Source organism: Rosistilla oblonga, assembly GCF_007751715.1.
Classification (GTDB): domain Bacteria; phylum Planctomycetota; class Planctomycetia; order Pirellulales; family Pirellulaceae; genus Rosistilla; species Rosistilla oblonga.
Window position 1 is genome coordinate 6,291,840 of the sequence record NZ_CP036292.1, and the last position, 24,026, is coordinate 6,315,865.

Below are 24,026 nucleotides of genomic sequence, written 5' to 3' on the forward strand. Positions count from 1 at the left end.
CATTGACGTGACATCGCAGCTTTCCCACGTTTTTCTGTCCGGCGTTCAGGTAGTCGGTGACGACGATGCCCGTTTTGTGCGAAAGTTGAAATGGTAAGACGGGCTCTACTGGTCTTAGGCGTCCGCGTCCGCGTCAACCGGAAAAGAAAAACCAAGAACTTTGACAGTTTTCGTTGAACGCCACCTCTGGCGAGCCTATTAACAGCATGCTGACAGAGGTTGCCTGGCAGAGTACTGGTAGGAATGACGGAGGCAGAAAGGTAGAATTTTCAAATCCCCGTATTCATTTTCCTACCTGCATGTTCCGACCTTGCCGCAGCTATCGTTGTTGGCTGATGGCGTTGCGTATTCCATCGATTCGCCAATATGCCGATCGATAGATAGATCACCTGCGAAAGGCTGATCAACAAGACCAAGGCGTGAAAACTCTTCTTGAAATAGGGGAACGGACCGTAAATGGGATCGAGCAAACCCACGAAATCGCCAATGATCAAGAGCGGCACAAAAACGCCTCCGCTTAACAACAGCAACATCGCGACTCCCATCGCCCAGATCTTTTTGCGAAGTCCCAAGACGGCCAAAACCAGTACCGGCAGATTAATGCAAGCGATGATCGCAAGGGCTTGAATCGCTGGTGTCCATGGATCGTCACCAGGAAACCATGGCCCCATCACCAAAGAAATGGAGTACAAGACCCAGACAATCAAAGCGGACATTGCTGCGATTGTAGAAATACATGCTTCGCGTGTGCGCCGAGCATCGCGACACCACACCAGTGCTCGTGCAAGCCATGTCATCTTGCGAGCGGAAATCGTTTCTCCTGCGGCGAAGGCGGCTAAGTCCGCCGCCAAGACGTCTGCGGATGCATAACGATTTTCCGGTGTCCTGCTAAGACACCTGTCAATGATCGTTCGGAGGTCAGGCGGAACGTCCGAATGGACAATCGATTCGCGCGGCTCATATTGAAAGAACGACAAGATCTCAACATAGGTCTTTCCACTTAGCGGCGGTTTCCCATCGATCAGTTCGACCAGTAAGACTCCTATCGAATAAATGTCCGTCTGAAAAGTGATCGGCCCCAAATCGGGCAGCAACTGCTCGGGGGCCATGTACAACGGAGTACCAATGATCAGACTGCTGCGAGTATCAAAAATCGGTTCATCAGAAAATTTGGCCAATCCAAAATCGGTCAGACGCGGTCGGTAGGCTGACAATGGTATCGATTGCGGGAGCTCAATTTCCGATGTGCCAGTGGCTTCCAGCCACTTGAGTTCCGACTGCCCCTTTGCATCAAAAGACAGCAACACATTGCTGGGTTTGATATCGCGATGGATCACTCCCTTGCCGTGAGCATAGGCCACCGCATCGGCCAACTTGCTGACAATCGAGGCAATTTCGATCACGCTCGGTCGCTTCGTTTGAGAACCGAGCCAAGTCGCCAAGTCGGGACCATCACAGTAGGACGAGACTAGGTAAACGGTTTCCCCCTCACATCCGCTTTCGTAGATGGGGATGATACCGGGGTGTTCGAGCGAACCTGCCGTGCGGGCCTCATGAATCATCTGTTTTCGGCGAACCGAGTCCTGGATCAGATCGCGTCGCGGAAGCTTAATCGCAACATCGCGACCGATCGCTTCGTCGCGTGCAAGATAGATGACGCCAAAACCGCCACTGCCAATCTCGCGAATAATTGTAAAACGACCAACCTGCTTCGGAATCGCATGACCGTCAGCGGCAAGCGGAACTTCGGGCGGTTGAGCCGAATAATGCTTGGCAAGTCGCATCAGCAACGCGGCTTTTTCGTGGATCGGTTCCTCGTCGTTTTTCTCGCCAGTTCCCGAAGCGGTGAACAACTCGGATATGGATTCCAACTGCTCGACACTTGCCCCAGTTGCAAGCAGTTGGAGTGTGTCATCCAACTCCGACAGATCATCGCAATTGCCTGGAATTTCATCATCGATATCACCAGGGGCATCCATATTAACCCCGACTTGAGCAAACCTGCGAATCAAATTGCCGCAGCTTGTGTTGGAGAAACTTCAAGATGCGTCCCCACCGCTTCCGCACGGTATCCTCTTTCATATTGATTCGAATTCCTATTTCGCCAAACGCTAGTTTCTGCTGGTACCGCAGCGTCAAGATCTGCTGGTCCATTTGATCGAGCATACCGATCACACGATGCAGTTCACGATCGAACTCGTTAGACACAGCGACACTCACTGGGGACTTTTCGCTGTTTATTAACAGCGGGCCCGTTAATCGATCAAGCGGCTGTTCTCGTTCCACGCTCCGCATCTGGGCAACCACAAACCTACGACGCGAGTCTTGCAGATTATGAGCCAGGATTGCCCGCAGCCACTGATTGAACTCAGCGATCGATGAGCCAGAGAAAGAGGAAAGCGTATTGGAAGCCTCGAGAAAGGTGTTTTGGACAATGTCCGACGCTCCCACTTTAGACTGCCACCTTCGCGCGATCGACTGGCGAGCGATCGTTGTCAACTGAGGAATTAGGCGTGCGATTAGCGATACGTCAAACGCTTCGCGGGAATCATTCGAACACTCCGCAATGGCCTCGGTTTTCGTATTGAGCATAACTGGAATCGGGAGGCTATATGGATTGGTATCGAAGCGGGGCGAAGCCCCATACCGGAGCACCAAACCGCCCCATTCTGGCGAGGCCGAGTAAAGTCCGCAAGTTTTTTTGACATTTATTTTCCGGTTACCGCCACAGCAGGCGCCTAGCACCTGCTTTAGCCCAGGCTAGAGTCCTGTCAATTAAAGACAATTTCGCTATCCCGACAGGAATTCCAGGCCAATAGCCCTGTCAGTCATACGCAAGTCATGGTGAGTCGTCGCGACCGAACGCTTGCTAGGCCAGCGAGAAGTCTTTCATTCGTCGCAGGCCGTTCCACATCGCTTCGGCACCTGGTGGTGCGTCACCGCGACGATTGTTGTGGCCGCCAAGCTGACCGATCATTGAAACCAGCTCGCCCAAACTTGGCGGATCGCTCGGTAGCGGTTCGTCACGGACCACTTTCCAAACCGGCTTCCACTCAAACTCATGGAAGACCGCTTCGCAGTCTAGATCAGGACACTGCCGCCCCAACATCGTCAGATACATCAGCCGCCATGCGACGACCTTGTAGATCATCAACGCGCGACGTTGCCGGGCGTTGGTTTCGAGTTGAATCTCTTCGATCTTACAGCCCGATTTGTAGACTCGGAAATAGGTTTCGATTGGCCAACGTGTGACATAAACATCGATCACCCGCTGAATCAGATCGATCGTGTCGATCGGCAGACTACTGAGCAGTTGCCAGTGAACTTCGGTGTCATCACCTGGTCCGTTCACCTCGCGGATCTCCACCACCGACAGTTCCACCTCGGGCAGTTCAGCCTTTCGCATCTGAGGCGGCTTGACGGTCAATCGCTTGGCACGAACGTCCAGCGTCGCTCGGCGAGCGGCACGCTTGGGCGTGGTAGGCAAGTCGACCTGCAGCCTCATCGCGACCGGAGCACTGGCGACTTCATCGGCAACCTTTTTGTAAACGTTTGGCCCTGTCGCGATGTCCCGCTCGGGCGTACAACGCGGCTGTTTGGCGCGAATAACGAAATCAGCCGAACTAGGATGCTGAGCCGCTTCGACAAAAATGTCGTACAGATCCGATTCACGATCGGAGACGCCTGATGACCTGTTTGTCGGGCGACTGACCGGCTAGCTGGCAAGCATGTCGGTAGCCCTGCAGCCAACGGAAGGACTCTTTCTCTTCGATCGGCAACTGCTTTCGCTGGTCGCTGTTTTGGCCGAGCGTTTCGGGGTTGTGCGAGAACAGTTTGACGTCCCTCACGCCCAAGTCAAAATAAGCCCTAGCCACGCCCGGGATCAGGTCACCACCTCACCTGCCCAACCGAGCAGCCGGACTGCGAGGTTGGCAGCGTGTGGATTTGTCACGCCGGTTCTTTCTATAGCGCCAGGCGTAGGTTGTCGATGAACTTCAGCTTTTCGACGACAGCTTCGGAATGGATTTCGGGGACGAGATCCAATAGCCCCATGTCGCGATTGAACTCATTGGCGACGATGCCGATGTCGCGATAAGCGGTTAGCATCTGGTTGAAGTCGGAGCCGTCGGCGGTGACTCGCGTGCGATCGAAGTGCCGCGCGGTTTCGACGACTGCCACGATATCCATGTAACCGGCAAAGGTCTCGGCAAAGTCCTCCCAAGGATGCATCGTAGAATACGCAGAGATGAATCGGTCCTGCCAATCGGGAATCGCGCCGTCGGCGTAATATCGCTTCTGCGCCTCCGCGTAGCTAGGTTCGCGTTCGTCGCCAAACAGTGATCGAAAGGCATCGAGACAATTCGGTTCCACCAGCAACTGCCAATAGTAGTGCCCTAGTTCGTGGCGGAAATGGCCGACCAGTGTTCGCTGTGGCTCGCCGAACTCGACTCGCGTCTGCTCCCGGTGCACGCTGTCGGCTTCGGCGATATCGATCGTAATCAACCCATCGGCGTGGCCTGTTGAAACCGGTTTAACCGCCGACGACTTGAACTCGAATTGCAACACTGGGCGACCGTCGGACGAACCGCTTTCGGTTTCGTTTTCGGGCTCGCTGACGATCGGTAAACCGATCCGTTCGATATCGAACAGCACGCGATGCTTGGCTGTTTCCAAACGTTGCCACTTCAGCAAATTATCGCCCACCGTGAGATCGGGAACGACGGAATTAAGCCGGCAGTAGCGGCACAGGGGCTGTTCCGACGCAGCGTCGACTCCACGGTTACAGACCGCGTGCAGCGTCGCATTGGAACACATCCGGCACTCGCGATGACAGTGATCGCAAACCAACGACCCGTCGTCGGCAACCGCCATCGAACGGACCGCGTTGCAATGCGGGCACATCGCCGTCGGCCGACTGCAAGCGACACATTGAACGCTGCCAAAGAAGAGGGTGCCGCCACACTGACAATAAAAGGATCGCATCGGATCGGAGCCGTTGGTTGGATTGATGAAGGAACGGGATCGAGCTGTAGCAGGAAGACAGCATTCGTCAACATGCTCCCGGCAGAACTTCGCCGGGGAAGCGTCAGCGTGTTGAGAAGGCAAATAGGATGCCGCACCGCAGCAACGCAGCGGAATCATCGCAACAAAGAGTAAGTAGGCACTTAAAAGGTACTGTTCGATGCGGCTGACGAGTGGAAGAGCGCGATTTGAAGCCATCGCGAACGCTGACCGTTCAGCTTTTGCAAGCTGACAGGAAGAAAAGCCGCAGATATCAGCTATCGGCGCAATTGGCACGACAATCGCGTTACCGTTGCCTTCAGCGAAACGAGTGGCTGCTGATGTTCACAACCACCTTTCGCAACTTTCTGTTCCTCAAACCATTTGGAGATCGCCATGTTAGGCTGGGCTTTAACGTTTCTGATTATCGCATTGATCGCCGGAGCTCTGGGCTTTGGAGTTGTCGCCGGTACCGCAGCAAGTATCGCCAAGATCTTGTTCGTCGTCTTCCTCGTACTTTTCGTGATCAGCCTGATCGCAGGTCGCCGCGGCCCGGTGGTATGACCGGCGATCGATTCGAATCGTGGCCCTGCGTGAACCGCATCGCCACGAACTCGATCGCCCGATCGATGCCCTCAACAACGGCGAGTCTTCTCCCCCGTGCATGCAGTACGGGGTAAGGCATCGCGGGGATTGGCATCGTGCTGACAACCGCTGCACTAACAACGCAACAACATGTACCAGGTGCGAGTCGTCAGCGGATCGCAGCGTCGCGATAGAGAAGTCGTCGCGACCAACGATCGCCCCGAGGCCCAAGCGGCAGCGGAGCGATGTCGACGACGATAGTTTGTGGCGGACGATTAGTTCGCCGACACGTCGCGATAGAGTTGAATTCCATAAGTGATCACGCGGTCGCGAAGCTTGCCGCGCGTGATGCCAAGAATCTCAGCCGCTTGGCTCTGATTCCCGCCCGTCTCCTGCAAGACTCGCAAAATCACAAAGCGTTCCAGATACTCGATCGTCTGAGCGTAGACGTCGGTCGACTTGTCCCGCAACAGTCGTTCGACCAACTCCGGCAACTTCGATCCGCAGACGCCTGAGTCATCCGCTTTCTCCGTCGCCGCTTCGCCGGAAGTTTCTTCAGCAGCCGCCGGTTCATTGGAATCGCTTGGCGCCGTCAGTTCTTTCGGCAACACGTCGGGTACGATCACTGGCATCACGCAATCGAGCACGCAGCGCCGGATTACCGCTCGCAACTGGCGGACGTTGCCAGGCCAACGATAGGCGTTCAGAAGGCTGAGCGTCTCCGGAGCGATCCCCTCGAGATCGGGCTTGTTCAGATCGTGCTTCGCCTGGGTCAGAAAATGCTGCACCAACAACGGGATATCACTCGACCGTTGACGCAGCGGCGGCAGATCGATCGTGACGCCGTTGAGCCGATACAGAAGATCCTCGCGATATTCTCCCTCTTCGACCATCTTCTCCAACGGGCGATTCGTGGCGGCGATGATCCGCACATCGGTTTGCAATTCTTTGTTGCCGCCGACGCGTTCAAACCGCTGCTCTTGCAGAACTCGCAAAACTTTAGCTTGTACCGACGCCGCCATATCGCCGATCTCATCGAGGAACAGCGTGCCGCCGTTGCATTGTTCGAACTTGCCGATGCGACGCGTTTCGGCGCCGGTGAAGGCACCTTTTTCGTGGCCGAACAATTCGCTTTCCAGCAAGTTGTCGGGGAGCGCTGCACAATTGACCGCCAGGAACGGCCCCTGATCGCGATGACTGTATTGATAGAGGGCGCGGGCGACCAGTTCCTTACCGGTACCACTCTCGCCACGGATCAGAACGGGAACATCCTGCTTGCTAACCCGACCGATCGACTTGAAAACTTCCAACATCGGTTGGCTCTTACCGATGAACAACTCGCTCGAATCATCGGGCAGTTTATCGTCGGCAGCAATCGCCACCGCAACGCTACTCATCTTGCGTTGCTCGATCGCTTTATTGACCAATTTTTGCAGAGGTTCCACAGCCAACGGTTTGGCGATGTAATCGAACGCTCCCAACTGCATCGCTTCGATCGTCGTTTGACTGCCCGCATCGGCGGTCATAAAAATCACCGGCAAGCGACGGTCGTGAGCGCGGATCTCACAATAGATCGCCATCCCGCTGCGGTCGGGCAATTGGATGTCCAACAGCACCACATCAAACGACTTCGACTTGACCTGTTCGAGGCCTTCCTCGCCCGTAAGCGCTGTGGTCACTTCGGCAAACGGCTCGAGCGCTTTGGTGGCCAACAACAGGATGGCTCGATCATCGTCAATGACCAGAATTTTTGGCATGCATACTTCGCAAGATTGGGAACACTCAGTGAAAAACTTCCAACAGCAGTCGGTTTTAGTATATCAAGGTCCGACGAATTCCAAGAGGTCCCCAAAGATTGGCCGATCGAACGATTCAACCGCCGCCGATTCCCGCACCGTCAATCACATGTCCAATCGCCACCACAATGCACAACTGTACACTTCTATATTGGCTGGATAAAATGAATGACGACGGAAGCCTGCGGGGCGAGTCGACACCGCCTGCGGCCGACGGACCAGTGGCACACAACTTGCTACTGATGAATGGTTTGACGAGCCCTCTTCTACGACGCGAATAAAAATATGCCGAACTCCGAACAACCCAAACGCTGTGTGATCGCGGACGACGTTCGAGCATCACGCGAGATCTTGAAATCTTGGCTGAGCGATTGCAACTTCGAATGCAGCTTGGCAACCGACGGCAACGAAGCCTGGGAGATGATCCAGCGAGCGCCAACCGATATGCTGATCACCGACATCGAGATGCCCAACTGCTGCGGGCTGGAATTGTTGCAGCGGATCCGCGCCGATCCGTCGCCGCAAATTCAATCGATCCCCGTGTTGATGATCACCAGTCTTCACGACGGGCAGATCCAGCAGACGATTCGCCGCTTGGGAGGCAACGGTCTGCTAGCGAAACCATTGGACCAGTATTCAACCTATTCGATCGTGTTGGCGGTACTGGCTGCTGGCGACGACCGCGATTCATTGCTGGTCAGCGATCCCAACGGCAAGATCAACGGCGATGGTTTGGTTTCGCCCACCTTCCGCCGATTGCTGAAGCCGCTGTTTGCAAGCGAGCCTTAACCGCGGCGCACCTCACAGGCGTCAAGCTTCTTGCGCCGTGGTGAAGCGGTGAACCATTTCGGTAAGTCGTTCGACGTTGATCGGTTTACTGAGGTAGTCATTGCAGCCCGATTCGATGCAACGCGACATGTCCCCCTGCATCGCATCGGCGGTCAGCGCGATGATCGGCCCGGTGTAGTCCATCCGCCGCAGTTGTTCCGCGGTCTGATAGCCATCCAATCGCGGCATCTGCATGTCCAATAGGATTAGATCGTATTCGCCCCCTTGGTTCCGTCTCTCTCGAACCATCTGCAGCGCGACCTCACCATCTTCGGCTTCATCGACGCGAGCCCCCGCCTTGGTCAACAACAGCTTGCTGAGAAAGCGAATATCGCGGCGGTCATCGACGACCAAGACGCCACAGTCCAGACGAATTTCGCTGGTCGCGGTGTCGCTTGGCGATGCCTCGCAGGCCAACCGAGGTTGAATCATCGGCACCTCTTGAACGTCCCCGGTGGCGATTGTCACGGTGAACGTACTGCCTTGGCTGAGATTGCTGCGGACCGAGATCTCGCCGCCCAGCATCTCCGTCAAACGCTTGCTGATCGCCAGCCCCAATCCGGTGCCACCAAACTCGCGGTTGACGTTTCCGTCTCCCTGCGAGAAGGGCTGGAACAACCGACGCTTCTGCCTCTCGGACATGCCGATGCCCGAATCGACCACGTCGAACTGCAACCGCGGCGATTGGCCCTGGAGAAAGCGGACGAGGATATTCACTCGGCCTTCGGTGGTGAATTTGATCGCGTTGCCGACCAAATTGATGAGGATCTGTTTGAGTCGTTTGGGATCGCTTTGAATTTCCGACGGGATCAGACCTTGATATTCGACATCCAGTTCCAATTTGCGTTCGGACGCCCGCACCTCCATGATCGAACGCACATCTTCGACCAACCGGTTGGGAGCAAACCGCTCGTGGCTGATCTCGAATTTGCCGGCTTCGATCTTGGAAATGTCCAAGATGTCGTTGATGATATCCAATAAAAAATCGCCGTTGCGCCGGATCGTGCGAACGTGCGCCAGAGTCTCGTCATCGTTGACCTTCTCGGCAATCAAATCGGTGTAGCCCAAGATCGCCGTCATCGGGGTGCGGATCTCGTGGCTCATGTTCGCCAAAAAGGCACTCTTGGATTCGTTGGCAGCGACCGCTTGTTCGCGGGCTTCTTTTAAGGACTGTTCGAACTGCCGCTGTTGCGTGATGTCCAACAACGTGCCGATCAACTGCGTCGCCCTGCGATTACCCTCTTCTCCCGGATCGTCATCGGCAAACAGCGGCTTGGCCTGCAAACGCACCCACCGCGTGTCGCCATTGGGACAAACGATCCGATGATCGATGCTGCGAGTCGCCGTATCGGGATGTTCCACGAGATCGCGGTAGTGCCGGGCGCAAGCCTCGCGGTCGTCCGGATGGACCCAGTTCAACATCTCATCGACCCGGATCTCGGTCTCGTTATCGACGCTGGAGACTCCCACCAACCGCTCCAGTTCCTGCGAGTAGGTGACGGTTCCTTTGACGAGATCGGCATGCAACATCCCAAAACCAGCCGCTTCGGCTGCGCTTCGCAATCGCTCTTCGCTCAGCTTGATCGCCAGTTCCGATTGTTTTTCGTCGGTGATGTCCCAGTTCAGTCCATGCATTCGGACGACGTTGCCGTGATCGTCGCAAATCACCGTCCCAACGCCAGCCATCCAGCGGATCTCGCCGTTGGAACGGACGATCCGAAACTCGGTATCGTAATCCTCTCGATCCGCAGCCGACTGGCCCCACACATGACGCAACGCCGACACGTCGTCGGGATAAACGTACTGAAAGAACAGATCGATCGTCGGATTCTCAACAGGTTCGATCCCCAGCAGCGCGAACATCGCCGGTTCCCAAACGCTTTTCTCCTCGGACCATTCCCAAGCCGCCATGCCTCCCGCTTTAAGAGCCATCGACATCCGCTGGTTGCTTTCGATCAACGCCAGATCGGCTTTCTTGCGATCGGTCACATCGCTGGTGATGCCGGTCAGAGATTGAGGATAGCCTTGCGAATCACGAGTCACCAAGCCACGGGTTTCGGTCCAACAGACCTTCCCGTTATCCGCTCGCACGATCCGCCAATCGAACCGAAACTCATCGCTTGTCCCTTCCAACAACGCCCGCAGCTGGGACGCTGCGAAATCGCGATCGTCGGGATGGATGATCTGCAACGACGACTCAAACGCTCCGTCGTAATGTTCCGCGTTCATCCCAAAAATCTCGAGCAGTTCATCCGACAATAGGAGCTGGTTTTCGCGCGGAATCCATTGCCAGCTGCCCAACCGCCCCGCGTTGAGCGACAGTTTCAGGTACTGTTCGTTCTTCTGATAGTCTTCCAACAAAGCGAGCAACTTGGTCCGTTCGGCCGACAGTTGTTCGGCGTGCGCCCGGACCTGATCCTCCGCTGCCTTGCGATCGCTGATATCGACTCCCGATGGAATCAGATATTCGACCCGACCGTTTTCATCCAAGACCGGCGCGATCATGAAATCGATCATCAAACGGCTATCGCCCTTCGCATAAAGCCCCACGTCGAACCTGACCCGCTGGCCGGCAAAGGCTTGATCCATCGCTTCTTGAATACGCTGGGCCACGCGGTCGTCATAGGTCCACCACGGGCACTCGGCGAAGTGTTTTCCAATCACATCCTCCCGCGTTAACCCCGCAATGCTCATCGACCGATCGTCGACTTCCCAAAGCTTGCCATCGAGCCCGATCACACCAACCAATCCCAATTGGTTATTGATCACGCGTCGCAGATGGGCTTCGCGGCGTTTCGTCTCCATCTCGGCTCGAGCCCGCTCGATGCGGATCCCCAAGCGGTCGACGATCTCCTGCAACAGCCGCAGGTCATCGGGCTGCCAGACGTAGGGTTCTGACTTAACCGCACTGAGGACAAATCGTGTCGGCAGATCGGTCACGTAGGCGGAGTTGCAAAACGCGGCGACCTGGATAGCCCGGAGGTTCTCGGCAACCGCCGGGTCGATCGAACCACTCTGCGTATCGCAGGAATAGATCTGGCGACCGGCAAGCAGGTTCCGACGCTCGGTTTCGCTGTGGAATTTTGCGGAGTCGTGCCTGCCAACGATACTGGTAAGCCCTTCGTCGCAGTGCTCATAAATCACTTCTGCGTTTTCGGTCGCCTCATCGAACTCGACCAGACAACACCGCGAGAGCCCCAGATACTCAGCCGTCCGCTGGACCGCGACCTTCATCAAGTCGGTGTCCGACATCAAGGGGCTGAACTGCGCTTGCAAGTCGGCGAGAAAACCGAGGTTCAGTTCCAGTCGTTTCCGCGCATCGATGTCGATGTTCATTCCGACCCAGCGGCGAATCGTACCATCGTGCCGACGCTGCGGGACCGCGCGAACATGATGCCACTTCCAATCGCCCGAATGATGCAGCAACCGATACTCGCCCGAAAAGGCTTCGCCCGTGTCGAGACTGGTCTGCCAGACGGTTAGCGTCGCGTCGCGATCATCGGGATGAATCACATCGGCCCACCCGCGGCCCTTCCACTGTTCGAACGTCTGCCCGGTGAAAGCTCGCCAGCTGGGCGAATCCTCGATGATATTCCCCTCCGCACTTGCGATCCAAACGATCTGGGCGGAGACATCGACCAACGATTGAAACAATTCATGGCTGTTTCGCAGTTCGCTGACATCGGTAAAGGTCACGACCAAACCATCCGCCTCTCCGGTATGCGAGCGGTAGGGCAACACGCGGCGGATAAACGATTTCCCCGATCGCGCGACAACGGTGTGTTCGATGACTTCCCCGTCGTGGATCGTTGTCGGATCGGGCAGTGGCGGCATCTGTTCGACACTGGGGACAAACATCTCCAAGGGTCGGCCGACGTCGGTACTGATCAATCCATAGATTTCACAAATCGCCGGAGTATAGCTGCGGATCGACAGATGTTGATCCAGGAAGACCGTGGCGATCTGGGTGCTGCGGAGCAGGTTTTCGAGATCGGCGTTGGACCGCGCCGTCGCATCGCTGCCCAGGCGGATCTCTTCTTTCGAAGTCTCCAGTTCCTCGTTTGCCGATTGCAGTTCCTCATTCATCGACAGCAGTTCTTCGTTGGACGACTTCAGCTCCTCATTCGCCGCTTCCATGTCTTGCATCGACCGATCGAGATCGCTGCGCAACGTCTCCAGCTCGCGTTCCATTTGACTGATGATCGCATCGGCATCACTCTCGCCGCTGCCGGCGGAAGCGTCGACGTCTTCGCGGCGAAAGGGGAGTCCAACGTCGTGAAAGACGACCATCAGCAGCGGTTCGTCTTCGCCCAACTGAGGCATCGGTTGAACAGTCAGCATCACGCGCTGGACCAGTTCGCCGACGCGGATCGATAAATTTTCATGCTCCACCCGCCGCCGCAGTTTCTTCGCCTCAGCAATTGCAGCCCGCAGACCGATCCGCAATCCGCTGTCAGCCAATTTGATGATGCTGGTTTGGATCGGGCCACCGGAGAAGTTCAGGTACTTCTTGATGTTCGACGAGCTGGTCAAGATCTGCCCCGTGGCATCGATCACAGCGGTCTCGGGGGTGAATTCGTCTAACGCGATCTTCTGCATCATCTCCGTCAGATCGACCGATGCATCGGGCAGCGACGAAGGATTTGACGGCTTCGGCATCCGCGGGCGGCGAGTCGACGTGTCGGTCGACTGCATCGCGGTCCCCTTACGCTGCGAGATCCGCAGCCTGGCATCGATCGGACGAAACAGTTCCCCATGGGAGGTGATGTTTTCGCTGGGCCCCAGAAACAAATACCCCGACGGCCGCAGAGCGTAGTGGAACAGCGGTATCAATTTGTTCTGCAGGTGCGGACCGAGGTAGATCAGCAGATTGCGACAACAGATCAGATCCTGTCGGGAGAAGGGAGGATCGTGGATCAGATTGTGCGTCGAAAAGAGCACCAAGTCTTGGATCTGCTTGGTCGCATGATAAGTGTTGCCTCGTTTGACGAAAAAACGCTGCAGGCGTTCGGCGGAGACATGTTCTTCGATCCCCACGGGGTAGGTTCCCGTCCGGGCAACCGCCAGCGCACGTTCATCGATATCGGTGGCGAATATCTGCACCTGCGGCGGTTCCGCCAAACGGTCCATCGCTTCGCAGCACAAGATCGCCATCGTGTACGCCTCGGATCCGTTAGCACATCCCGCAACCCAGATCCGCACGCAATCGTTAGGCCCCCGTTGATCGAACAGCTTAGGCAACACGTGCTGCGCCAACGCTTCAAACGCCTCCGGATCGCGAAAGAAGGTCGTCACACCGATCAACAATTCGTTGAACAGCGTTTTGGCTTCCTCTTCATGATGCTGCAAGTAGTCGACGTAATCGCTGGCCAGTCCGATCTTCAGGACTTGCATCCGTCGCTGAATACGGCGGGTGAGCGTATTGAACTTGTAGTGCTGAAAGTCGTGCTGAGTCGCATCAAACAGAGTTTGGGTGATCGCAGGAATCGCCTCTTCGATCTGATCCCGCAACCGCGGTTTTTCCGGTCCCACTTGCAGCCCCAGCAAATGCTGACGGTATTGCAACAATTCGCGAGCGATCTCCGCCGGCGTCAACACATGATCAGCCACGCCGGTCGTCGCAGCGCTGTGAGGCATCGAATCAAACTTTGCTGACTCGGGCTTCTGGGCAAACGTTAGACCACCGCGATCTCCGATCGCCTTGAGCCCCAAAGTCCCATCGCTTCCCGCCCCCGAAAGAATCACCCCAACCCCACGGTCTCGTTGATCCTCGGCGATCGCATCGAAGACAGAATCGATCGGAGTCGACGGTCGCAGCGTCCTCGGGCGATCGACAACTTCGACGACTCCACGCTCTAGTTCCAGCAATTTGTTTGGCGGACACACATACAGTTTACCCGCCGCCAACCGCATGCGGCCGGAAAGCTCGACGACCTCCAAATCGGTCCAATGCGCCAGCACCGACGACAACAACGATTTGCTGGACGGGTCCTGATGCTGGACAAAAACGATCGCCAGCCCCGCAGCGTCGCCGATCGCTTCGAGCAACTCTTTAAACGCTTCCAATCCACCAGCCGACGCCCCTACGCCAACGATCAACGGCGCCGTGGCGTGATTCGAACGATCGGTTGAACTATCGATGTCATTCATAGGTTCGAGCCCAGGTTGGACCTGCAGACAGCTGCGTGTTCGATTCGTCGCAAACAGAGTTCATCGATCGGGATGTCCTTGCGGTTTGGTCCACCTGCCCCCACAAATGGAGCGTCGTCGCGGGGAACGCTCCTGCCACCTACCAGCCAACCAGCGCATCGCTCCTCTCTGCTGATTGATTGAAGAGAATTCGCTTCAGTCGGTCAACTCCCTTCCACGACAGGCAGAGGTTCCCCAGGGGCAACTCCCGTACCGTCCGCTAGCACCCCGCGCGACCAGGCTGGTCGCTGGAAGATCATCTGCCGCATGCGACCTCTGAGTCACCGTCGTTGATCCAACGCGTTAACACTTGATTTCGTTAGTCATACGCGGCCAGCAGCTGCTTTCCCTACATTCCTGGCACGTGGTTTGCGTTACCTACCTCGCGATGCGGAGCCGATGTGGATCCCGCAGATCCAATGCTTTTTAGTTGCTACTGGAGTGAAATCATGAGTCTTGAAACGAAGACGAACCTCAACGAATCGACAGTCACCAAACTTCAAAAATTGATCCGTGCCAACATCGACGCCTACGACGGCTTTCGCGAATCGGCCGAAGAGATCGACGATATCACCTTGGCGAACCTGTTCCGCGAAGTCGCCAACGAACGGTCGGCACTGGCCACCGAACTGCAGAACTACGTCCAGTGGAACGGGGCCGAAGCGGAAGAGGACGGATCGGTCGCGGCGAGCGTTCACCGCAGCTGGATCAACGTCCGCAGCAAGATCAATGGCGGCGATCCCTACGTGATCCTGATCGAAGCGGAGCGTGGCGAGGACCACATCAAACACGCTTACGAAGACGTCTTGAAAGAGACAGCTGGCAGCGCGATGAACGATGTCCTGACGGCGCAATACGCGATCGTTAAAGCGGGACACGACAAGATCCGCGATCTCCGCGACAGCTACAAAAATCGCTAGTCCCGGCGTACAGAAGAAACACACAACGCATCGGAACTCTCCGATGCGCCGACAATCCCAGTTCCATTTCCCCCGCAGCGTTTCGTTGCGGACAGCAATCGGATTCGCGCCGCGAATTCCGACCGTTAGTTCGACTGGCGAAGACGCTAACTATTAATGAGGTTTCCCGATGAATGCGACCAAAGATCTAATGCGTGCCTTTTTACTGATCTCTGCTTTTGCGATGAGCTGCCTGTTGGTGGGTTGCGACAACGAGGAGACCTTGTTGGACGTCGACACTCCCGACGGCGGCGGAGTCGAAATCGAACGTTCGTTGGATACCGGCGCGCTCGATATCGATGTCGGCGAATGAGCCGCGACTGCCGCGAATTGAACAAGCGTCCGGAGCATCCCAGCGAGCGTTATCACCGTGGCGTTCCTAGCGGGCCGACGACGCTCGACGTCTCTAGATTCTCGCCGACAAAAGACTGTCGGCCCTCCCGCCGCCGAACCAGTCAGGCGAGCGGCGATATGAGCAGGCGGCAAATGGCGACAGCTAGTTCGCGCGACAGCTAGTTCGCCATCCGCAAGCTGCGGATCTCAGGCTGTCCGCCGACGTGCGGATGCCCAACTGCGTGCGGCGGCACCGCTCCGGTATCGAAGAAGATATTCTGCCGGACGAGCGATTCGATCCGCCGATCGGCGACGTATTCGAGATAATTATGATCGCTCCCCACACTGCGAGCTGCGTCGTATTGGTGGACGCGATCGCTGGCAAGCTGATGTCGGCCAAGACCGCAGAGCCCGGTATAACCGAGAGCGGGCGTGTGGTTATCCAATTTCAGAAAGCGATAAAGCTTCAGGTACTGGTCGCGAGAGTTGTGCAAAACGAACAGGTGATCGACTGGACGTAGTGCCGCGTTGCGGCTTGTCACGAAGCAATCGTTACGAATTGCAGGAGCCAACAGGGCCAGGTTGATCCAAGGGAGTTCCGGATCGGTCATGGGCAACCGAGAACCGCACAACGATCCGCCGCCCAGTAGATGCATCGCTCCGACAGCCAGCCGGCCACCAAAGCTGTATCCAATCACCGATACCTGTTGTTGCGGTTGGATCTCGGTAATAACGCGGGCCAGATGGAACGCGTGCAAGTCGGCTCGCGCCGCTTTGACGCGGACGTCTCGTAACTGGCCACTGATCTTATCGGCCGGCCACATCCAGATCACAAAACGGACGGCGGAGTCGGGGCGTTGCCAGTTCAGAACGGTTTGGTCGTATGTCTGCAACCCACGCCGCAACGCCTTCACCTCGGGCGTACGATTGCCATGAACAAAGAGAATCGTTCGCATCGGAAGCGGACCGGCGTTGTCGGCGAAGAAGCTCTCTGCCGACTCCGTCTGCCAACGATTCCCCTCGATGCGTCGACGAAACTGAAGCGACTGGACCGGCGCATGGTGCGACCCGACGCAGCGGCTGCTGATCGTCCAGACCTGATCCAACGAACGGACATCAAACTCCGCAAGCGGCGCCGTCTCGAGCTCTGCCGCAACAGCCTCTTTACCGACGACATCTTCGGCGACCGATTCGGTCGGCTCGGCAAGCAGAGAATCCCCGATCGCAGCTTCGCCTGATGCCGCGCCGTCGGCGGCCGGCGTTTCGATTGGTGTCGCAATCGCCGAAGGGGCCGCTGGCGGAGCGGCCTGAAGCTGCGATGGCGGGGCCGACTGCTGAGCCAGCAATTGAGCGGGGACCAGGATCAGGGACAACAACAGTCCGATGAGCAAACCAAATGGAGACGCCGTCATGTTTTTGTCAGTCAAAACCTGGGAATACTAACGGAGACGTCGTCGCGGGGCACAGGCCTGCAGCGCGATAAAGGGTTCCGCACGCGAGCTTTCGCCGTGCGGAATAGAGCGACGGACTCCGTTTCAGTTTAGCTTGTCGCGACGCGTTTCGCCGCTGGCACTCTATAATAGAAGCCCGGCAACCGAAAAGTTGCCGGGCGTCGGTAGGGATAAAAGGGCCTATCGGCCGTGCCGCAGCGGTCGGCCTGCGGCGACTGACGAAAGCGATTATTCAACCGCCTCGAGTTCATCAGCCTTCTCTTCGCCTCGTTCTTCTACAGCGTCGGCCTTGTTTTCGCCGCGGGCTTCCTTCTCGTCAGCGATCGCTTCACCGCGGTTTTCGATAGCATCAGCTCGCTCTTCCGCCCGATCCTGCACCGCGTCGGACGCATGGTCGGTTCGGTCGCGGAGATTTTCCGCCGCGTTCTGCGAAGCTTCGCGAGTCGCTTCGGCTGACGATTGCGACGAATCGCGGATATCTTCGGCTTGCTGCTGGGTTTGGTCACGGATCATATCGGCCTCTTGTTCCAACGCCGATTCATCGCAGCCAACAAACAAAATAGTACTGAGTGCCAATGCGCTAGCGGTTAAAGTCTTCATCGATCTCTCCTTGTTTTGCATTTAAATCTGCTCGCGAACATTCGCGAGCGGCAGAACGGGGAAATCGCAAACGCTGTGCCAGATGCCTCAGATGCAGGGAAAACACGATTCCACAGCGGTCGACCGATCGAACATCGACAATTGTGAACGCTTTTGCACCAACTCGATGATCTCCCGCCGACATGGCGCTTGATCCGCCCCGGCCCCGTTTCGGCAAGCGATAGGGTTGATCAAGACTTCTCCAAAGTCGCCTGCAGCGTGGCGGCGAGGTCCCGTTTCAACCGCTGCCAGCCGCTCGCCGGGCCAACCAACGCCTGGTTAACCTCCACTTCAATGCCGATGTAATACGGATCGGGAAATCGCTGTCGCAGCGCAGTCGTCAAACCGTCGGACCGTCCGAGATAGGGATAATTTCGGCGAGTCCGCAGATCGGGGCGGCTGATCTTCAAAGCATCTCGCCAGCGATCGCAAAGCGCTTTTTCAGCCGGCCGCCGCGGATCGTACAACAATCCGAGCTCGGCGGTCCGCACCTGCCCATCGAGTTCGGGAACGAAGGAGTGCAGCGATAGATGCAAAACGGGAATCGCCGCCGCGACGCGATCCTCGATCCATTCTTCGACTCTCTGGCGATAGGGCCAATAGTAACGTTGCAGGATCGTCGCTTTGTCGCGTTGATCGAGCGATCGGCTGTACTGCGAAAACAACTGCCGATGATTCGCAGATCGATTGACTTCGACCAACAGTCGCGAGACCGTTGTGCGAAACAGGACTGCGGAAAATCGCCGCTGCAGCATCCGGCCCAGAGCGAGCGTGCCAGGGTCCCAGCCGCGATGCCCCTGCAGCACCGATCGGGCATCGACAAACAGATGTTCGTATTGGGAAGGGATATGATTCGTCGCGTGCTCGCAAGTCAAAATCAACTCCATCGGACACTCCCTCTCCTCCGCCGAGCGGCCTCCCCTGCGGGTCGACCTATGCGATGACAAAGGAACGCCCGGCGGTCAAACAATCGCTCAACTCGCGGTAGACCTCGGTCAACCGCTGCGGCCGCAGATCTTCTCCCACCGCCCGCGCGATCCGCGTCGCCAACGAGCCATGACGCAGGATCGGCTGCAGATCCTTTTCCACGTCGCCAATCCGCGGCTCATGCTCCGCCCCGACCTCGATAAGATGCCGCCACAGCTGGCCGGCGGTGATCGATCGATCGGTGATTCCAAACTGCTGCAGGTATTCAGCCTCTTCGATCACCGTCGCTTCGACATCGGCCGAGACTCGATCCAACAGCGCCGACAGCGCCGGTGTAGAGACATGTTGTTGCATCGTCAACGGTTGCCAGCGTTCGGCGACGAGAGACTTCAGAGCCGCGATCGCCGCGACGCAAATGGCGATGTCGACCCCGGGATGCTCTTGCACATCCATCACTCGGATCTCGACCGAACCGCGATCGAAGCGAGCGATCGCGCCGCGGGCGTTCAGGAAATTGGCATCGAACACACCAGCCGAATCGTAGGGAGCGATCGCCGATCGCAGCCCCGCAAAGATCTGCTGGCGATAGCTCGCTTCGTCGTAGATCGGTTCGGGGATCATATCGCCGGTCAGAAACGGAACGCGTTGGCAATGCTCGCGGACCTTCTGCATCCGCATATCGCGCCACGGGCCGAATTTGCGCTGCACGATTGGCGAACTGGCGGCGAGCGCCGGCAGGATCGGCAACAGCAGACGCACCGCCGCGTGCAGCCGAGCGAATTCATCATCGTTGGCAAAGGGGAGATTCAGGTGGACGCTTTGCACGTTGGCCCAGCCGTGCGTGAAGCAATTAAAAATGGAGTGGTAGGCGTTGTAGATCTCCGCGCATTCGTGAGGCCACAATTGCGTCTCGGTCGCGGGATCCATCCAGGGATGCATTCCCGAGGGCATCAAAATCGCATCGCTGCTGGCCAAGGCCTGCTGCAAACTGGCAACGCCTTGCTGCAGGTTGGTCCCCAACGCGATCAGGTCGGCCGTCGGTTGCGATCCCTTCAGCTCCAAGACGTGCAGCGCCAGTTCGTTGCTCCACGTCGTCGGTCCGCAATCGAAATCGCTTGTCGGCCGCCCGGCGGCAGCTTGCAGCACTCGATCGGCGACCGGTCGGACATCGAGCGTCTGGCGGTCGACCACCATATACTCCAGCTCGATGCCAAACGCTTCAAAAAGTGACAATCGACGCGGTGCGTTCATTGCGTGAGATCCATCGATTTGATCCGTTCGATCCGTCGCAGGAACGACTCCATAATGCGTCGATAAAGATCGTCTCGGAGGTACTTGTCTTCGATCCCCGAATCGAGATTCGGATTGTCATTGACCTCGATCACGAAGAAGTGCCCATCGGCTTCTTTGATGTCGACGCCATACAGGCCATCGCCGATCAGATCGGCAGCCTTTTGCGCAAGGGCGACCGCTTTCCGCGGTGCGATCTCGACCGGCATCGTTTCACACTTGCCATACTTGCCATTTTTTTCTTCGGAGTCCTGTTTGATGATCTGCCAATGCCCGCGGGCCATGTGATACTTGCACGCATACAACGGGCGGCGATCCAAGATTCCGATCCGCCAATCGAAATCGGTCCGCATATATTTCTGCGCGACAACGAGTTCGGAATCTGCGAAATAGAGTTCCAATTGATCGGTTAGTTCCTGCAACGATTCGACTTTCACCACGCCTTGCGAGAACGCGCTGTCGGGACGCTTGAGCACGCATGGGAAACCGAGTTCGGCGGCGATCCGCTGCGCATTGCCGCGATGGGCGACAATCGTTTCGGGGGTCGCGATCTTGGCTTTATGTAACAGCTCTGCCAGATAGACTTTGTTGGTGCATTGCAGGATCGATTTAGGATCGTCGATCACCACCAGCCCTTCGCGTTCGGCGCGGCGAGCCAGGCGATAGGTGTAGTGGTTGACCGCCGTCGTTTCACGCAGGAACAACGCGTCGAACTCCAGCAACCGCCCGGCGTCTTCGATCGTCACCAATTCGGCGTTGATGCCGACGCTGGCCGCCGCTTTGACCATCTTTTGCAATGCTTTTTCGTCCGACGGAGAGTTCTCGGCTTCGTTCGGATTGTGCAATATCGCCAGATCAAATCGATAGGAAGTCCGTTTGGTCTTGCCGCTCGAACCGTGGTTGAAGTGACGCTGCGCCTGTTCGGCAACAAAAGGTTGATGCGACGCCGGGATATCCTCCAACCCGATCGCATGGGCGCTCGACAGCCGCCATTTTTTCCGCCGCACGAACTCGAACCGCAACAGCGGAGCTTGGAACATCGTCGACAGTTCCCGCGCCAAGCGGTTGTACCGCGTAGCGAGATTGCGTCCGAAATAGACGCTCATCGAAAACTTGTCCGAATGCAGCGGAGCCAGACATTGATTGATCAGCCCCTCTAACTCCAGCGGCACCAAGCGGATCGCTTGCCGCTGCTCGAGATCTTGAATCGTGACGACGCTTGGAAACGGCCGATGCCCGCGTGCTTCGGCCAACAGCGACACGTAATAGCCTAAGCTTTGATAGCGATACGAACGGGCCAGGTTATACAGCTTGATATTGCGACGGCGATTCCAGTCTTGACTTGTCAGATATTCATGCGGGTCGACGATCTCGACACCGGGAATATTGCGAATCCAATCCTGCTCTGCCTCGGTAACGATTACGACAGCCATCGATCTTCACGGTCCTTCAGCTAGGTTTGTGGACGCAGGACAAGAAAATTGGAATCAAACGTGACGATGCCCAACAGCACCGCCGCCGCCACGTGGTCGATCGGCGACCAATAATACGATTGCGATGCGCCGCCGGAATTCGGGTGCAGCGGATCGGCGATCATCACCGAATCGGCTTCGTCGTCATAACCGCTCAGCACAACAAAATGCCCAACCGGTTCGCCTCGCAGGTCATCGGGGATGCTGCTGATACCGCGTTCATCGGGCGGCTGAGGGCACTCGCGAGCCTCTTGATACAAAAACGTGGCGCTCAGCCCCGCGAGCATCGGGACGCGCTCGGTCAGATGCTGCCGGATCAACGGGCGTTCCAACGGTTGCATTCGCACCTGGCCACCCAACGCGATGAAACGCAGGTACGCGTCGGTCGCCACGGCCAGACGAGGGTTCGAATCCCCCTTGCACTCCCGCTGCCGCTGCAAGCGTTCGGCGAGATCGATATCGGACCGGTTGAACCAACTGGGGTCGAAGACTTGCACGTTATACGTGTAGATCGTCGCGGTAAAACCGCGGACCAGAGCGTGGCAGGCCAGCTGAACCGCCAGCGTTCCTCCCATCTCCAGTTGAGGAATGTCGGCCAGGATTTGGGAGACCGGCATGTGGACTCCCCAGTAGCGGTAGATCGCCTGGAGACAAGTCGCTCCACAGGCGGAATCCGTCGGCTGGGTTTCAATCTCAACGGGTAGAGTCAGCTTCATACGTGCAGGCGAACGGTAGAGACCATCGAACGCCGGCCTCGATCGATGAGCCGGTTTGCGCATGATAACACCGGCCGATCCTTATTGAGAAGGACTCAATTTGAAAATCGAATTGTCGCAGCCGCTGGGCGCGCTCTTGGTTGGGTCCTCGTTCCGACCTAGAATAGAAAGCCCGCGATGCTGGCAGCGTCGCTGATCGGTCGGCGGTGGATCCCACGCGCCGGCCGCCCACCATTAACAAACTCAATTCCCAAACACTCAAACCGGAGAATCCAATGCGATTCATGGTCTATGTTGTCGCCGTACTGATCGCCGCAGGCATCGTCTTTGTCATGGGTAAGCCCAGCGAAACCGCTCAGCAGAGCGATCCAAACGTTGCTAGCAGCACCACGCTTGCTGTCGATTCTGGATCGGACGTCGATGTCCAGAGCGTGGCGCTAAGCGTCCCTGGAATGCACTGCGCCTTTGGTTGTTACCCAACCGTCAAAGAGGCATTGGAATCGGTCGACGGAGTCCAAGGTGTCGAGCTGGCCGAGCAGAAAAGCGAAACCGAGCTGGACAACAAGACTGTCTTCGTGACCTTCAACAATGCTTTCAAACTGGAAACCGCATTGGCGAAGCTGGAAAAGGCGGGCTTCGACGCCACCAAGATCGACGCCAACTAACCGCATCTGTCTCGATCGAATCAGCAGCCGCAGACTCTCTGCGGCTCCCCGATTTCTGATTTCAACAACAGCCCACGCGATGCGGCCATCGCTTCACCGCGGTCGCCAGCGGTGGCGAGACTCACGTTGAAATCATTCCGCCAGCAGCTTGGCGAACAAAAAAGCTTGTGCGTTGGCAAACGGGGTCTTCGAGTGTCCGCGGATCGCCAGATGGCATTCCTGCCCAACGCTATCGGCTTTCTCTTTCATCTTGACGCCGTAGACGGGGTGATGGATTCCGTGCCCCGCATTTTTTGACGGCAGCGTCATGTCGGCGGAATAGGTCATGAACAGCGGAGGATCGTCGCTGCTGACGTGATTGTAAGGCGAGAATTCGACATACAGTTCGCGGTGCTTGTCGTAGTTGGCCAGCGCCCCGGCCATCGTCGCTTCGCCGACTGCCATGTTGATCATCCGGTGCTCCAGCACGCCCGGTCCCAGCCAGGGTTCGATGACCTTGGGGTCGATCGAGGTCTGTCCGGAAGAGACGGCAGCGGCGGTAACTCGCGTCGATTGACGGGCCACGGGGTCGCCCGATTTCGGATCGGCCAGATCGTCGTGGCACAACAGCCACATCGAAGTGCATGCGCCGGCGCTTCCGCCGGTCAATGCGATCCGGTCGGGGCGGATGTTCCACTCGCTGGCCTTGCTGCGAATGAACTGGATCGCGCGAGCGGCGTCGTGCACCGGAGCGGGCAACGGCACCTCGCCGGTCAAACGATAATTGATCGCGGCATAAGAGATCCCTTTGTCGAGGAACGGTTGGACGTCGGCGGGGCGTCGTTTTTTGTCGCCGCCGGTCCAGCCGCCGCCGTGGATATAGACCAACAACGGACGCGGCCCATCGCCTTCGGCCTGCCAAAAATCGATCACCTGCAACGCGTGGTCACCATAGGGAACGTTGGCGTGCGTCGGAGCTTGTTGGGCGTCGGCGGTCGATGCACAGATCAACAACGCCGCGAATGCGGCTACGCAAACAGATTTCATCGTGGCAGCTTTCTCGAGGGTGGGGATGCGTGGCTGGCCACTCCAACGGAGAGGGTCGAGGCGGCCAAACTAGTCGCGGCGACTGGGTGAGCTATGTTATAACAACGATTGCAGCCTGTTTCTATCAAATCCTCGATCGACCGCCGCTG

General features: G+C 57.2%; 17 protein-coding genes and 1 pseudogene. 5 read left to right on the forward strand and 13 right to left on the reverse strand.

The annotated features are described in order from the left end of the window. Positions 1-269: 269 nt before the first annotated feature. The 4 genes and pseudogenes from CA51_RS22335 to CA51_RS22350 all read right to left on the reverse strand — a co-directional run bounded on the left by CA51_RS22335 (position 270) and on the right by CA51_RS22350 (position 4,983). Positions 270-1,784, reverse strand: coding sequence for a serine/threonine-protein kinase (locus CA51_RS22335; RefSeq protein ID WP_231745837.1), 1,515 nt, complete (start codon positions 1,782-1,784; stop codon positions 270-272). 196 nt (positions 1,785-1,980) lie between these two features. Further along, complete coding sequence (locus CA51_RS22340) at positions 1,981-2,592, reverse strand: sigma-70 family RNA polymerase sigma factor (protein ID WP_145123362.1); 612 nt, start codon at positions 2,590-2,592, stop codon at positions 1,981-1,983. 277 nt (positions 2,593-2,869) lie between these two features. Next, positions 2,870-3,673: pseudogene (locus CA51_RS22345) on the reverse strand (IS4 family transposase); the annotation flags it as partial. A gap of 290 nt (positions 3,674-3,963) precedes the next feature. Next, positions 3,964-4,983, reverse strand: coding sequence for a zinc-binding metallopeptidase family protein (locus tag CA51_RS22350; protein WP_197451397.1), 1,020 nt, complete (start codon positions 4,981-4,983; stop codon positions 3,964-3,966). A 414-nt stretch (positions 4,984-5,397) separates the two neighbouring features. Here CA51_RS22350 and CA51_RS22355 point away from each other — a divergent pair, with 414 nt between their 5' ends. Next, on the forward strand, positions 5,398-5,565 hold the full coding sequence (locus CA51_RS22355) for a DUF1328 domain-containing protein (protein WP_145101520.1): 168 nt from the start codon (positions 5,398-5,400) through the stop codon (positions 5,563-5,565). A 296-nt stretch (positions 5,566-5,861) separates the two neighbouring features. Here the strand turns inward: CA51_RS22355 and CA51_RS22360 are convergent, their stop codons facing one another. After that, positions 5,862-7,343 carry a sigma-54-dependent transcriptional regulator gene (locus CA51_RS22360; protein WP_145123365.1) on the reverse strand — a complete coding sequence of 494 codons (1,482 nt, stop codon included), beginning with the start codon at positions 7,341-7,343 and terminating at the stop codon, positions 5,862-5,864. Positions 7,344-7,667: 324 nt separating this feature from the next. Between CA51_RS22360 and CA51_RS22365 the strand changes: the two genes are divergently transcribed. Beyond that, the gene (locus tag CA51_RS22365) at positions 7,668-8,171 is read left to right on the forward strand and encodes a response regulator (RefSeq protein WP_145123366.1); all 504 of its coding nucleotides are present in this window, start codon (positions 7,668-7,670) and stop codon (positions 8,169-8,171) included. A 21-nt stretch (positions 8,172-8,192) separates the two neighbouring features. Here CA51_RS22365 and CA51_RS22370 read toward each other — a convergent pair whose 3' ends face one another. After that, the gene (locus CA51_RS22370; protein ID WP_145123367.1) at positions 8,193-14,360 is read right to left on the reverse strand and encodes a PAS domain-containing protein; all 6,168 of its coding nucleotides are present in this window, start codon (positions 14,358-14,360) and stop codon (positions 8,193-8,195) included. A gap of 488 nt (positions 14,361-14,848) precedes the next feature. Between CA51_RS22370 and CA51_RS22375 the strand changes: the two genes are divergently transcribed. Both CA51_RS22375 and CA51_RS22380 read left to right on the forward strand, forming a co-directional pair. Continuing rightward, positions 14,849-15,319, forward strand: a complete 471-nt coding sequence (locus CA51_RS22375; protein ID WP_145123368.1) for a PA2169 family four-helix-bundle protein — start codon at positions 14,849-14,851, stop codon at positions 15,317-15,319. Positions 15,320-15,488: 169 nt separating this feature from the next. Further along, on the forward strand, positions 15,489-15,671 hold the full coding sequence (locus CA51_RS22380; protein ID WP_145123369.1) for a hypothetical protein: 183 nt from the start codon (positions 15,489-15,491) through the stop codon (positions 15,669-15,671). 199 nt (positions 15,672-15,870) lie between these two features. On the opposite strand, the gene CA51_RS22385 is transcribed toward CA51_RS22380, so the two are convergent. The 6 genes from CA51_RS22385 to CA51_RS22410 all read right to left on the reverse strand — a co-directional run bounded on the left by CA51_RS22385 (position 15,871) and on the right by CA51_RS22410 (position 22,186). After that, complete coding sequence (locus CA51_RS22385) at positions 15,871-17,103, reverse strand: alpha/beta hydrolase (RefSeq protein WP_145123370.1); 1,233 nt, start codon at positions 17,101-17,103, stop codon at positions 15,871-15,873. Between the two features lie 267 nt (positions 17,104-17,370). Then, entirely contained in the window at positions 17,371-17,742 is a 372-nt protein-coding gene (locus CA51_RS22390) for a hypothetical protein (RefSeq protein WP_145123371.1), read from the reverse strand. Positions 17,743-17,972: 230 nt separating this feature from the next. After that, on the reverse strand, positions 17,973-18,668 hold the full coding sequence (locus tag CA51_RS22395) for an N-formylglutamate amidohydrolase (RefSeq protein ID WP_145123372.1): 696 nt from the start codon (positions 18,666-18,668) through the stop codon (positions 17,973-17,975). Between the two features lie 46 nt (positions 18,669-18,714). Then, a complete protein-coding gene (locus tag CA51_RS22400; protein ID WP_145123373.1) occupies positions 18,715-19,959 on the reverse strand; it encodes a glutamate-cysteine ligase family protein in 1,245 nt (414 codons plus the stop codon). Continuing rightward, on the reverse strand, positions 19,956-21,431 hold the full coding sequence (locus CA51_RS22405) for a RimK family protein (protein ID WP_145123374.1): 1,476 nt from the start codon (positions 21,429-21,431) through the stop codon (positions 19,956-19,958). Before CA51_RS22405 ends, CA51_RS22400 begins: the two co-directional genes overlap by 4 nt. A gap of 20 nt (positions 21,432-21,451) precedes the next feature. Continuing rightward, positions 21,452-22,186: a cysteine peptidase family C39 domain-containing protein gene (locus tag CA51_RS22410; protein WP_145123375.1), complete on the reverse strand. Its 735-nt coding sequence runs from the start codon at positions 22,184-22,186 to the stop codon at positions 21,452-21,454. A gap of 275 nt (positions 22,187-22,461) precedes the next feature. Between CA51_RS22410 and CA51_RS22415 the strand changes: the two genes are divergently transcribed. Next, complete coding sequence (locus CA51_RS22415) at positions 22,462-22,851, forward strand: heavy-metal-associated domain-containing protein (protein ID WP_145123376.1); 390 nt, start codon at positions 22,462-22,464, stop codon at positions 22,849-22,851. Between the two features lie 132 nt (positions 22,852-22,983). Here CA51_RS22415 and CA51_RS22420 read toward each other — a convergent pair whose 3' ends face one another. Continuing rightward, positions 22,984-23,877 carry an alpha/beta hydrolase gene (locus CA51_RS22420; RefSeq protein ID WP_145123377.1) on the reverse strand — a complete coding sequence of 298 codons (894 nt, stop codon included), beginning with the start codon at positions 23,875-23,877 and terminating at the stop codon, positions 22,984-22,986. Positions 23,878-24,026 lie beyond the last annotated feature (149 nt).